11 protein-coding genes are annotated in these 13,836 nt (G+C 38.4%); all 11 read right to left on the reverse strand.

Features of this window, described 5'->3' with window-relative positions; translation table 11 throughout:
- Positions 1–6: 6 nt before the first annotated feature.
- Positions 7–849, reverse strand: coding sequence for a 5-dehydro-4-deoxy-D-glucuronate isomerase (gene kduI / locus ACTTKP_RS01225; RefSeq protein WP_442552084.1), 843 nt, complete (start codon positions 847–849; stop codon positions 7–9).
- Between the two features lie 123 nt (positions 850–972).
- Positions 973–1,761 (reverse strand): carbohydrate-binding protein, encoded by a 789-nt coding sequence (locus tag ACTTKP_RS01230; RefSeq protein WP_442552085.1) that lies wholly within the window; start codon positions 1,759–1,761, stop codon positions 973–975.
- Between the two features lie 21 nt (positions 1,762–1,782).
- Complete coding sequence (locus ACTTKP_RS01235) at positions 1,783–2,988, reverse strand: glycoside hydrolase family 88 protein (protein WP_442552086.1); 1,206 nt, start codon at positions 2,986–2,988, stop codon at positions 1,783–1,785.
- A gap of 100 nt (positions 2,989–3,088) precedes the next feature.
- Entirely contained in the window at positions 3,089–5,095 is a 2,007-nt protein-coding gene (locus ACTTKP_RS01240) for a heparinase II/III family protein (RefSeq protein ID WP_442552087.1), read from the reverse strand.
- Complete coding sequence (locus tag ACTTKP_RS01245) at positions 5,088–6,500, reverse strand: sulfatase family protein (RefSeq protein ID WP_442552088.1); 1,413 nt, start codon at positions 6,498–6,500, stop codon at positions 5,088–5,090. Before ACTTKP_RS01245 ends, ACTTKP_RS01240 begins: the two co-directional genes overlap by 8 nt.
- A gap of 68 nt (positions 6,501–6,568) precedes the next feature.
- On the reverse strand, positions 6,569–7,735 hold the full coding sequence (locus ACTTKP_RS01250; RefSeq protein WP_442552095.1) for a hypothetical protein: 1,167 nt from the start codon (positions 7,733–7,735) through the stop codon (positions 6,569–6,571).
- Positions 7,719–9,395 (reverse strand): DUF4091 domain-containing protein, encoded by a 1,677-nt coding sequence (locus tag ACTTKP_RS01255; RefSeq protein ID WP_442552089.1) that lies wholly within the window; start codon positions 9,393–9,395, stop codon positions 7,719–7,721. Before ACTTKP_RS01255 ends, ACTTKP_RS01250 begins: the two co-directional genes overlap by 17 nt.
- A gap of 2 nt (positions 9,396–9,397) precedes the next feature.
- Positions 9,398–10,285, reverse strand: a complete 888-nt coding sequence (locus ACTTKP_RS01260; protein WP_442552094.1) for a carbohydrate ABC transporter permease — start codon at positions 10,283–10,285, stop codon at positions 9,398–9,400.
- A 30-nt stretch (positions 10,286–10,315) separates the two neighbouring features.
- Positions 10,316–11,224, reverse strand: coding sequence for a carbohydrate ABC transporter permease (locus tag ACTTKP_RS01265; protein WP_442552090.1), 909 nt, complete (start codon positions 11,222–11,224; stop codon positions 10,316–10,318).
- Between the two features lie 178 nt (positions 11,225–11,402).
- Complete coding sequence (locus tag ACTTKP_RS01270; RefSeq protein WP_442552091.1) at positions 11,403–12,740, reverse strand: ABC transporter substrate-binding protein; 1,338 nt, start codon at positions 12,738–12,740, stop codon at positions 11,403–11,405.
- Between the two features lie 103 nt (positions 12,741–12,843).
- Positions 12,844–13,836 (reverse strand): sugar ABC transporter substrate-binding protein (locus tag ACTTKP_RS01275; protein ID WP_442552092.1); only part of this gene is annotated, 993 nt, incomplete at its 5' end.

The following is a 13,836-nucleotide window of genomic DNA, read 5'->3' on the forward strand; positions in this document are numbered from 1 at the left end:
TTTCTCCTATCTTAAATCTGTTGTTGCTATATTGTCCATATCATCAAATGCCTGATTTTCTCCGCCCATTGCCCATATAAAGGTATAGTTTGAAGTTCCAGCACCTGAATGAATACTCCAGGATGGTGAAATAACAGCCTGTTCATTCTGCATAACAATATGTCTTGTTTCTGTACCCTCTCCCATCATATGGAATACCACTTGATTTTCAGGCACTTCAAAGTACATATATACTTCCATTCTGCGTTCATGTGTATGTGCAGGCATTGTGTTCCATACGCTTCCCGGCTCCAACACAGTCATACCCATTGAAAGCTGGCAGGTCTTAAGCACATCCGGATGTATGAACTGGTTAATTACTCTTTTATTAGAGGTTTCCATACTTCCGAGAGGTTTTTTTGCCGCCTTTTCTATAGGTATAAAGGTAGTCTTGTATGAAGTATGGGCAGGTGCACTTACCATATAAAATTTAGCAGGTGTTTCAGGAGAGTTACTTTCAAATGTTACTTCCTTTGTACCCTTTGTAATATAAAGACAGTCCTTATAGCCCATTTCAAAAACTTCGCCGTCAGCCTTTATCTTTCCTGCACCGCCTATGTTGAAAATACCGATTTCACGTCTTTCAAGGAAATAGTCGGTACCGAAGTTTGCCCAGACATCAATTCCCTTACTGATGGAAACTGCTTCTTCTACAGGCATACAGCCAAGAGTTACCATTCTGTCCACATGTGAATATACTGCTACCACTTCATCTTTCTTATATAAATTTTCAATCAGAAATTCTCCTCTGATTTCCTCTGTAGTATAACGTTTAAAATCTCTCTGATTTGCTGAATATCTTATATCCATTTTGTCCTCCTTTTATAAATGAAAATTTAACTCAAATTATTCACGTCATAGGTCACAGACTTCTTATTCCGAATAATACAGTAGGATAAACTGTTTTAGGTCTGTGACTATGGGGTGATATTGCTACGCTTCAACTCCCCAGGCTTCAATCTGTGTAAGTGCAGGGAATGGAGATTCGCCCTCTGCCTTTATAAGCTTGTCAAGCACAAAGCTCTTAATCTTTCTTTCCTTTATCTTAAAGCACTGTGGTTTTTCTGATTTTTCAAGCTTTAATACCTCTTTACTTCCATCATCAAAGCTAACGGTTGCACTTACCCAGTAATTATCGTGAGGATAATCCGCCCTAAGTGTAAGCCTTAGTTCATTGATAAGCACTTCTCTTCCGAAATCTATGGTAAGGGCAGCATTTGGATCTCTGTTGATGCCCCAGCTCTGATATGGGTATCTTCCATGTGAAGAATTGGCATACATTCCATCTACGGCATTTCTTGCCGCAAACACCGCCTCTCCTCTGGTTTCCACGTTTGCTGATGCATGAGGATAAAATGTAGCATTTTCATGCTGGTCATATACATTTAATACCAGATTTTTTACCTTGCTTATTTCCTCATCCGTTGCATAACGTGCCTCTATATAATGCATTGCTCCTGTAAAGCTTTTAGGAGAATAATTAGGCCTGTTATTTGCAGACGGTATAAAGAATGCCACATTTCTACCCGGCACATATATAAATGCCTCTCTCATACTGTCTTCAAAGCGTACCACACAGTATCTTCCGGTTCTGTCCGTATCAAGCACTATCCTGTCTCCGTCAAGGTATTCACTGCAGTAAACAAGCTCTGCCTTGTCATCACCTTCAAAGCCACAGGCCTTTTCTCTTTCGTCTTTACCTACAATTTTTAATTTAATCATCTTTCTACTCCTGTAGTTAGTTTACCAGTACATCTCCCAATCCGCTCTTACCAGTCTTGTAAGTGCTTCCATAAAGAAGTAATCTCCCCATATAACACATTCGTCAACCCCTCTGTTGTTGCAGGTGTTATACGGTGTCTTCTTTGCATAGGTTCCATGCAGAAGCTGACCGTTTGATATGCTCTTATCCTTTACCTGGTAATTCTCTATAAGAGAGTGCATAAGTTTTCTTGCAACCGATGTATAATATGCCGCCTTCTCCTCATCAAGGTACTTGCTCATTTCTAAGAATCCGCAGATTGCGATTGCTGCTGATGAAGAATCTCTTGGCTGTTCAGCCTCATCCCCATCTCCAAAACTTAAATCCCAATATGGACAAAGGTCCTTTGGAAGATGACTGAGAAAATATTTTGATACTCTTTCAAAGTACTTAATATATTCTTTATCACCTGTATTTTTATATGCTATAGCAGTTCCGTAAACTCCCCAGGCCTGCCCTCTTGCCCAGGCTGAAGCATCCTTATATCCCTGACAGGTAGCGCCATGAGAAAATTCACCGCTGTCCGGATCGAAGAATATTGTATGCCAGGTAGAATCATCATCCCTTATAACATACTTCATTGTTGTAAGGATATGGTTTTTAGCTATCTCCGCATAATGTCCGTCTTTTGTAACCTCACTTGCCCAGTATAACAGCGGTACATTAAGCATACAGTCTATGATAAGTCTTGCATTATCCCTTGCCCACATTTCTCCCCAGGCCTGAATGTACTTTCCTTCAGGACGATATCTGCTTACAAGCTGGTCGGCAGCCTTTATCGCCGCTTCCTTTCCATTCTCATAAGAAAGCAGTTTATATGCCGCAACACAGGACGGTATATATAAAAATCCCATATCATGATGATCTATATAATGTCTTACGTTAATTCTCTCTAAGAATGAATCTGCCTGTTTCTTGCCTGCTGTTTCAAATAATGCCTTATCTTCAGCATTTGCAGCATTTTCATAAGCAAGCCAAACTTCTCCTGTCCAGAAACCGCTTGTCCAGTCTGTATTAATGTCCGGTTTATAAAAATTTCCTTCACTGTTTGCAGGAGGAAAATGCTCCTCAAATTCAGGAAGATTGTTCTTAACCTGTTTTGTACAGGTATCAAGAGCATCTTTTACCATCTCATCCGAAGCTTCCGGATAATTCTGTAATAAATCAACATCAATCCATTTTTCCACTTATCCAATCTCCTTTTTATCTTACTAACGCAGGTAACAGGCTAGCCTTGTACCTTCTTATCCCTTTGTTCGCTGTAATCTAAATATAGTACCGTTTCATCTACCACCTCAGTACTGTCATACATTCATCCTTTTTATGAAGAGCACAGACCATAGCTTGTCCAAGCCCGTACACTCCCTTTATGCCGTTTAAATCTCTTCCGTTACCTACATCATCCTTAAGAAGTACAATGCTGTATTCCTCTTTCCCTCTTGAAATCAAATAACCCTGTACCTCAGTATCCTTCAGTATAACTCCATTTGTATAGTTATAAACTTTCTCTTTGGTAATCTCTATTTTATCACCTATGACAGTTTTTACAATTATTGTAGTTAAAAAATATGAGTCTTCTGTATTTATCTTAAGGGCTTCACTTTCTTCTATCTGATTATAATGCCTTGATACCGGAGATTTGACAATATCCTGTACCACTTCTCCATTTTCATCAAAGCTTTTGATAATAAATTCACATTTATCTCCTTTGCCGATTATCAGGTTATTTTCTCTTTTAAGACTGATATTTTCAGCAAAAGCAAAATGCTGTGATAGTATATTATCCTTGTTTCCGATAATTTCGTCACTGATAATAATTATATCAGACCTTGGTGCTACAACCCGTCTTCTAAGCAACACTCCCGATTCCATGTACCCACAGTGAACACCTTCAAATAATAAGAAGTCACCCTTTTTAGTAAAAATGTTGCCAAGTGAAGGCGGCAGATTCTTATAAGTCCAAGAATTTACACTAGGTGCGTATTCGCTGTTATTTATAAGAGGTACATTGTGAGCCTTTGCACCCTTAAGTACATATCTTTCTTCTATGTCTTTATAAGTGTAACGTCCGCTATCTCTAAGTATCTGCTCTCCGTCAAACCACAGCTCCACATGAAGCTTGTCCTGATGACCATGACCTCCTCCAAGACTGCCGTTTCTAAAATACAGAAAATCAGAGTCTTCATTGTAGGAATTTCTCCAGATTGCCTCGCCGCTTTCCGGTAAGGTCACAAGTCCTGCAGGAATTTCTAAGGTTTCTAACTTTTCATAATCTTCTATTCCCTTAACTCCGAAAAGCCAGGCACCTTCAAAATCAAGCTGTGTAAAGCCTGCAAATTTAAGAACCTTATCACCAAATATAACCGCTGCCTGACTTAACAAATCTCTTACATCGGTATCGTCTGAATCCCCTGTCATAAGCTGATGGTGATTAGGATATGTTCTCTTAAAAGTAGCATGAGCCATATTTCTTATAATCTGCTTTTCTTCCTCTGAAAACGGCTCATCCCCGTAAAGCTTAGCCACTCTTAAAACTTCAAGGTAAGCAGCCAGTACCTCATTATGATACATAGGAGAAGCTTCCCATTGCATTCCGTCATCATGTATCTGTGTACGTAATGCCAGTTTTAAGAAATGAACAGAAGTTTCTCTATACTCTGAAATTTTAAGTATATGTGAGAGTACATACAGTCCTGTATACTCCATTACGCCCCAGTTACTTTTTATCGAAAAACCTTTTTTCGGATTTTCTGCCAAATGCTTTGCATGTACCGCTAAAGCAGAGAAAAACTTTTCCTTTACGTCCTCAGTAATAAGTGGGCTGTCTGCAAAAAGAGCCATTGCACGTACCCAGTAATCAGCACGCAGTCCTGCTTCAAGGGTTCTCCAAAGCATCTTATCAGTTTTTTCTATCTCAATATTTTCGCTTATCCAGTCAAGTAACTGCTCTGTAAATGCTTTAACATACTTATCATCTGAGTAAAGCCTGTAAGCCTGTCCCAGACATATCCAGTATCTATGTCTGTTAAGTTGAAAAATAAATTCCTGATCTTCGTTAAGACAGTAATTCCACTTTATTTTTCCATCAAAATGTACTGCTTCACTTGTAGACTCCATATCCCATGGAAGCCTGAATAAGAATGTATGCTCTGTTATTTCATCTGCTGTTTTTACAGCTATATCCTTCATTTCTTCGCAGTTTTTAATACAAAAATCTGCAATTTTTAGGTAGTCCTCATTTTTATATACGAAATGTTTGCAAAAATCACTCCATAACAATTCTGTATTATTCATTATCTGCTTCCTTAAGCCAGTTATCAAGAAAACTGTCGTTTTGACGCTTCATCCAGCCTATAACCTCTGCTTCAAGTTTTTTGGCAAGCTCTTTATTTTCTTCATCCTCTAAATCAAGCAGATTTTTCTGCTCCGGATCTTTTAATATATCATAAAGATATCTCTTAGGCTTACAAATCACATCATATCCAAGTTCTAACACATAGGTATATCTTTTAGTTCTTACTCCACGCCAGCCATAGGCTGCAGGGTTTTTGCCCGCTTTCTTAAATTTTTCAACAAAATCTGCTCTTCCCGGTGAGGCACAGATAAAGCTTACTCTCTCCTCATCCTCTTCACCCTTTATAAATCTTGAGCAGTCTTCGCCTTCTACCGTATCAGGTATAGGACAATTTAACAACCCTAAGACAGTCGGCATCATGTCCTGACTTCCTATACAGGTACTGCATCTTTTATTATCATTACCCGGCATATGTACTACAAAAGGTATTCTGATTGATTCTTCATACCATACATGCTTTCCCATAAGACCATGCGATCCCATCATATCTCCATGATCCGCAGATAAAATAATAAGGGTATCATCATATAAGTTATTCTCTTTAAGGTAATCAACCAACCTGCCAAACTGCTTGTCAAGACCGCTTACAGCCGCATAATACTGCTTGGTAGTAAGAATCATTTCTTCCTCTGTCCTTGCAGCATTTTCTCCCGTATGATGATGAATATCCTTTAAGCATACATTACTTTTAAGTTTTACCTTATCATAAAGCTTCAGATACTCTTCAGGAACCTCACTGTAAATGCTGTGTGGCGGATTCCATGACATATAGAGGGCAAACGGTTTTGATTTATCGCGTTTTTCTGAGAGATATTCTATAGCCTTATCGGTTTCATGCTCAGGAGACCATTTGTTTACCTTAATCATCTCATCCGTATTCTGCCAGTAATGAGGTGATAAATGTGTATCACAAGTTCCGTAAGAATACCAGTAGTCAAAGCCATGTCTTCTTATTCCCGGAGGAGTGTATGCATCCCAGTCCCTTGCACCTGACTTTGGTTCCTCACAGTGGTTCTGCTCAGGCTCGTCCAAATGCCATTTTCCTATATAGGCTGTATCATAGCCTGCCTCTTTAAGCACCTGTCCTACACAAATCTCGTCATCACCAAGCCTTAAAGGCAAGCCTTTTTTACAATTTGTAAAAAATCCTGCCGATAGCGGATATTTTCCTGTCATAAGACTTGCCCTGTGAGGTGAGCAGACCGGAAATGTACTGAAAGCATGATCACAATAGGTTGACTCTGAACAAAATCTGTCCATAAGAGGGGTTAATACCGGATCTTCGTTAGCATAGCCCATGGCTCCGGCTCTCCATTGATCTGCAAAAACAAATACCAAATTCATATTCTCTACTTCACTCTCCTTCTATCCGCTTCATCTAAACCAAATTATTACAACATAAATTATCTGATTTATGAATTAAACAACTTCTTTTCATCAAGATATATTCCAAAACCATAGCAGGGCTTAACTGAAATAGGATTACTTCTGCTGTCTGTGGGTATATCCTCCACCGCATCATAATAAAATCTGCTTTCCTTCTCCTTTTCGGTGGCTTCTACCCATTCTGCTCCAAGCCCTATTGCTATCTGCTGCCACACTGTAGCCGCAGGTCCTATAAGACTGTCATCACCTATCATAAGCTTGGCACCTATTTCGTATATTCTCTTTGCCAGTTCGACAGCATCTATTATAGAGCCTGACGAATCCGGATGAATATTATAGATTCCACCCATACCCGGCAATATCTTATTTACCGCCTCTCTTGACGGTCTTAGAGGATAGTCAGGTATAAGTGGCAAATCAGGAAGCTGTTTTTGAAGCTCTACCCATTCTTCATTGTCTATATATGCCGGATCTTCACAGGCATCAAGTCCCGCCTCATGAAGGGCTTTAAGGCAAATTGCAATGTTTTCTAAGGATTTTTCTTCTCCTATATTTTTATATCCTCCGTTTACATCCCCTATAATAAATGTATCATGATTTTTAGAATTATCTCTTACTGCTTTTATAATCTTTTTATCAAGTTCTACATCACCAAACAATTTAACCTTTATAAACTCTGACTTTTTATTAGCTATAGCAAAGCCTGTTTTGTTAGCAACATCTTCAGGATTATCACTTAGGATAACATAAACTCCACAAACCGGCTTTCTCTCCTTAAGTCCTAGGACATCCAGTGCCGATTTTTTCAGACATTTGCCTGCAAGATCTATTAATGCCATCTCTGCCATTTCTACTATATTCTCAGGAAAAATACCCCGCTTTGTTCGTAAAAGAGAGAATGCTTCTTTTATACTTAACCCCTTAAGCATATTGATATTATTATGATTTTCATCTAATGAAACCTCAGGGTTATTAACGCTGATAACACATTCTCCGTATCCGCTTTCATTTCCTGCTCTTAAAACCAGAAATAAATGCTGTCTGCTTGTCCATGTGCCAAAGCTGAAATGTTGATTTACCTCAACTGATTTTAAGCATAATTTGGCTTCTTCAATATTTGCATTAAGTGTAGACAGCTCTCTGATTACTCTTTCTTCTGTATTTTCCATTTTCATATTAAACCTTTTCATCACTTGTAAGTATCCTGCTTATCTTACGTCTGAGCATAATAAGATACTCAGGTGATTTTGGATATTCAAAAAAGGTAAGAGGCTCTGACAATCCCTCTTCCAAAAGCTCTATTACCGCTGTTTTTCCTATTTTAGCTTCAAGCAGTTTAAGTGCTCTGTAATCCTGTAAGGCTTCATTCATAGCCATAAGACGTATAGACTCCTCAGGCTTTCCCCCCTCTCCCGGATACACCAAAAATGCATCACCAGAAGGGAAGCTGCCTCCACAGTCAGTTACCTCGTATGGATTAATAGCCTTTTTTGAAAACTGGTTATTGTAAAAATTAAATCCCCAGTGAAGTATTCCTTCCATTCCAAACTTATACACCAAAACCCCGTAAATACGGGTTCTTGCTAAAGGCATAGAGAAAAAGCGGTTTGATACCAGTTCATACTGAGAGGTACAATAATAGCTCCACAAATGCGGAACATTATTTTCTATAAAAGGCTCTATGTGATTGATGGCACATACAGGAATATCCACAAGCCCTTTTTCATAAAATTTATAATCCGACAAAGCATCAATTATCTTGCAATCCTTCAAATAAGGAAGTACCGACAGCCTTGCTTTTTCATACTCTTTAATATGCTCTTGTCTTGGCTCATCGGAAATATGAAAAAAAGTTTTATCAAGCAAATTTTTTTCTGATAAAAATGTCTTTAATGCCGGAATAAACTGCTCTAAAAATACAGTATATTCACCCACAGCAGGGGTATCCCAGCCAAATCTTCTTATCAATTTGCCATTCTTTTCTACCATTATCTTAGGTGCAAAGCCTGCTCCCCATTGAGTAAAGAAATGAGCAATTTCAAAATACTCTATTCCTGCCTCGCTACACAGAGCTATCCACCTTTCAAGCTTATTAAAATCAAACTTATACTTTCCATCACTCTCGGATATACCAACAAGCTGTACCGTAGTACGCTCACCACCCACCTCAGTGTCTAAAGGCGGTGTAAATACCGGAGTTAAAATTGTATTTCCTCCACGCCTTACATATACTTCTATAAAATTTTTCAAAATTTCCCAGTGTTCTTCACTAAACGGCAAAACCTTATAATAATCAGCAAGGCAGTCACTGTGAAACCACTCTGTATGGTAAAGCGTGAGTTTGGGAAGTGGTATGGGAATTACCTCAACCTTGGCAGTAACTTCGACTTCGACTGTATCATCATCTTTTAATACACAGACTCTTACAGGATGAATACCACCCTTTATTTTATCTGTGATATCAATATCAATCCAAAAACTCTGCCAAATACCCGGTAAAATAGCTGTTTCTCCATCTTCATCAAGCTCTTTTAATAAATCAGGATAAAGCCCCGGTGTGCATTTAAGATAATTTCCGTCCTTTTCCGGATGAGCCGGATATTCAGATGGAACCAAAGCCACACGTCTTACTTTTATGTATGGCTCTAAATCACTGTACACCTTAAGCCTTACCTTCTCTTTTCTCCTTATATCTGCCCTGATTGCTAACTGAAAGGATACATTTTCCCCAAAAAGTCCCTGAAAAGCACAGCGCTCAGGAAAATATAAAGGCTCTTTATCTGTAAACACCTTCTCCATTGAGCTTACTAAAATCATAGAATATTTTTCAGAAACAGCTTTTCCCATACTCATATTTAGCCCTTAACGCCTCCTGTTATTCCGCCTATAATCTTCTTAGACAATCCCAGATAAAGCACAAAAGTAGGAATAAATACAATGATTACTGATGCAAATAAGCCTGACCAGTCTCCGCTGTACTTCATTCCGTTAATCATTGAGAACAGACCAAGTGCTACAGGTCTTAGCTTCTCTGAGTTTACGAATAACAGAGAGAGGAAATACTCATTCCATATTGCTATGAAATTAAAGATTGTTACCGTTACTACTCCGCCCTGCGCAAGAGGGAATACAATCTTCCAGAAAGTCTTTACAGGGTGACAGCCGTCTATAGCCGCGGCTTCTTCATAGGCTTTTGAAATATTGGCAAAGTATGCCATAAGAAAAGTAGTTGTGTATGGTATTTTTACAGCCACAAACAGTACTACAAGGACTATTCTGTTTGAGAATGCATTACCCAGCACACCGGTTCTTGCAACCCAGGTATATAGAGGAATAATAACCATTATAATCGGAATACCCATTGTACCTGCAAGCGCTGATGTTATTGTCTTTCTTCCCCAGAATTCAAATCTCTGAAGTACGTAGGCATAAGGCGCACAAATCAAGATGAGAAATGCACATGACAGTACTGCATAAATAAGGGAGTTGGTGAAGAATACCGACACATTTGATGATACCCAGGCTTTTTTATAGTTTTCAAAATGAAGTCCTGTCTTAAATCCAAGAATATCACCTGAAAATATATCTGCTGTAGTTGACAAACTCGCTGCCACTACCCATCCAAGTATAACTACTGTAAAAAGAATCCAGGTAATTATAATTATATATCCCGGTAAAAGCTTGATTTCCTTTTTTAAGTTGAAAGGAACGGGATTTTTTTCTTTTTTTGCAGTTTTAAACATTTTCATAATCTAACCTTTCATATTTGACTATTAGAACTCTAAATCATCGTCCTTAATAAATTTGTTTGCAAGCTTGAATATAATCAAGACTAAAACACAAAGAATTATACCAATAGCCGCACCGGCTCCGGCATCACGGGAAATTATATCTGCTGTTTCCGCTCCAAATACCTTGGTATACATATATACCATAGGAACTACAGTGGATGTATCCGCTGTAAGTGGAGAGAAGAGCTGTGACCAGATAAAAAATCCTGCTATTCTTATGGACCACATGATAATATTTGTTCTTAAAATACCTCTAAGAAGAGGAAGGGTAATATGAAAAAACTGCTGAACTTTATTGGCACCATCTATTCCTGATGCCTCGTAGTATTCCTTGCTGATTCTCTCTATACCGCTTATCCATATAAGCATATGGTGGCCTATCATTCCGAAGCAGTAGGATATCAGAAGAGCCCAGAATTTATGTTCTGCATCCAACCACTGTATTTTAGCAAGTTTTTCTAAGCCCAACATATTAAAAAATGTTGTTAAAAATCCATAAGAAGAATTAAATACATACTGAATCCACATAGTTGCCATTGCTACGGCACTAATTACATTAGGCAGATAAATTGCTGCCTGAAAAAATGCCTTTCCTCTTATTCCGCTTGTAAGGATTATAGCTAATAGCAATGAGAATGCAAGTGTAATTAATCCACCTATTGTCCATATCTTTCCTATATTGATAAGAGACTGCCTAAACAATGAGGCACTAAATAAATCAATATAATTACCAATTCCTCTAAATTCCCACTGACTAAACGGATCTGTAATCTCCACAATCCTAAAAAAGCTCATGATTACAGTTCTGATTATAGGATAGACAAATACTCCAATGAACAATAATGTTGCGGGAAGAGTAAATGCTAAAATCATACTTCTATTGCGCTTCATAAATATTTCCCCTTCTGAACAGACTACTTTAGTATAAACCCGGTTTGGGATAAGTAACTTATAAAACGGGCAGGTCAAATAACAATCCGTTACCTGCCTGCCCCTATTATGTACATTTGCAAATCTAAGTACAAATCACATATTTGTTGTAAATAAGACTATAAATACGACCTTAGTCTTACTTTCCTGCAGCTGTCTTCATGTTGGCAACAAACTCTGCACCTGTGATTTTACCTGAGTAAAGCTTAATTAAGTTCTCCTTTAATGCAGGTGTAATATCAGGATTGCTTTCTGCTCCACCCATAATCTCCTTACAGTTGTCAAAGTAAGGCTTTACATCTGCGAGCTGCTCAGGCCAGTTATTATTTTCTGTATCTGCAGAAATACTGATACTTTCTCTACCTAACTTCTCGTCAAATTCGCCTCTTGTCATCTTCTCGATAAATCCAAAAGCTGCTTCCGGATTCTTACACTTTGAAGTAATAGCAAAGCTCTGTCCACCGATAACCATAGCCTCTGTTCCGTTAATTCCGTTGTTTACCTCAGGATATGCGAAGAAGCCCCATTCAAAGTCAGGTCCTGTAATGTTCTTAACCTCATTAACCATGTATGTTCCTACACAGTACATAGCTGCCTTTCCTGTTGCATACTCTGTATTCTGTCCGGTAGGATATACGTTTGATGCAACGAGCTCTGAGAAATATCCCTTAGCTGCAAGGTCTGCAAGGTCATTAGCTGTCTGTAAAACCTCAGGTCTGTCCCAACCGTTTTCATTTACGATTTTCTTCAAACCTTCACTTCCTACAAGTCTTCCAAGATGCATACCAAATGCCTGTGGCACATAAGCATCGTCAGTAGTAATAGGTGTGATACCTGCATCCTTAAGCTTCTGGCAAGCATCTAAGAACTCAGACCAGTTAGCAGGTGCCTTCTCAATACCTGCCTGTTTGAAAAGTTTTTTATTGTAAAGATATGAGTTAGCCTTAAACTGGAAAGGTATTTCTTTCAACACACCATCATTATAGCTTCTAAAAAGTGCCATCATAGTTGGATTGGAGCGTGGCTCATAATTATGCTCTTTAACTATATCCTCAAGACTTATAATACGGTCACCGTAATTGCTCTTGTTGCCCTGTCCGTCAAAGAAGTCTATCTGCTGATTTGCATCAAGAGCCGGGATTAAACCTTCTTTAATTCCCTTACGTCCCTTAAACTCAACTTCAATGTCAACTCCTGTCTCCTTTTCATAAGCCTCAATAGCCTCTGCAATAACTATGCCCTGTGGCTCTGTAGCTTCCCAGCTTGACCAGTATACAAGCTTTACTCCACTGAACTTCTTTGCATCAGAACCTGTTGCAGCACTACTTGTCCCTGACTTAGTTGATGCTGATTTAGCTGTACCGGAAGTTGTTGACTTGTCTGTTTTTGCAGTATTTCCACATCCTGCAAGTGCTGACATTACCATAGCACCGGAAATTACTGCAACCCCAATTCTTTGTAAAAACTTTCTCTTCATAAAAATGTTCCTCCTTTTTTATGTTTACTTATATATATGAGTTTTTTGTACATCCTTATCAGACAGAAAAATATGTACAAAACCTTTCATAATCAAACATTAACTATTGTACATTGTAAAGTTCCGCATTATTTTCGAGAACAATGTCAATTTTGCAGAACATCACATCCGGTACAGCCATATTTTTAATAAGACAGTCAACCATAGCATTAAATGCAATATAACCCTTTTTATAAGAGTTTTGGTCTATAACTGCCACCATTTTCTTCTGCTTGAGAAATTCTAAAGTTTCCTCATTTAAGTCTGTGCCGATTACTTTTACATTTTTATTTCCTTTCCTTCTTTCAACCGCTTCTACAAAGGCTACATTGTCATGTGAAGTAAGGGCATACATCAGACACACATCATCATACTTATCAAGTGCTTTACAGGCATTTTGGTAAAGCTCACCCTTTGGATTCATTTTTCTTGTGTAACCTTTTACAAACTCTAAGACCAGCTCCGGCTTATGCTCTTTTATATAGTTACAAAAACTGTTCAAACGACCTTCATGGATTTTTGAATCCGAACGACCGCTCGACACCAATATTCTACCTTTTTCAGGAGTTATAAGAGTAGCAAGCTCAGCTGCGACTTTACCTACCTGTACTTCTCTCGGATGAATACAGATAAGCCCTTCAGGACTTTTAATATGGTCATCTATAACCAAAACCCTTATATTCTGTGCCAATAACCTCTGTAGCTGCATAAGCACTTCAGGGGCTCTTGTAAATGAGATTGTTATAACCCCGCCATACTCACCCGAACCAGCTTCAGCTATTTCTTTAAGCTGGGTGAGCTGTTGTTCTTCGTCATCACATACAAAAGGTATGGTTTCTACATTTAACCCTTTTAATTCCTTTGCACTTTTTTTAATTCCAAGCCAAATATAGTCGAAGTACATTTTTTTCTCCCATTTACCTTTCGGGAGAACTACGGCTATTCTCTCAGTTTTTCTTTTAATCGAAGCTGCCGCATAATTTTCCACATACCCCATTATTCTAGAAGTTTCTAAAATCTTAGCACGAAGTTCATCACTTACTCCTTCTTTTCCCTT

This window comes from Catonella sp., assembly GCF_052169795.1.
GTDB lineage: Bacteria > Bacillota > Clostridia > Lachnospirales > Lachnospiraceae > Catonella.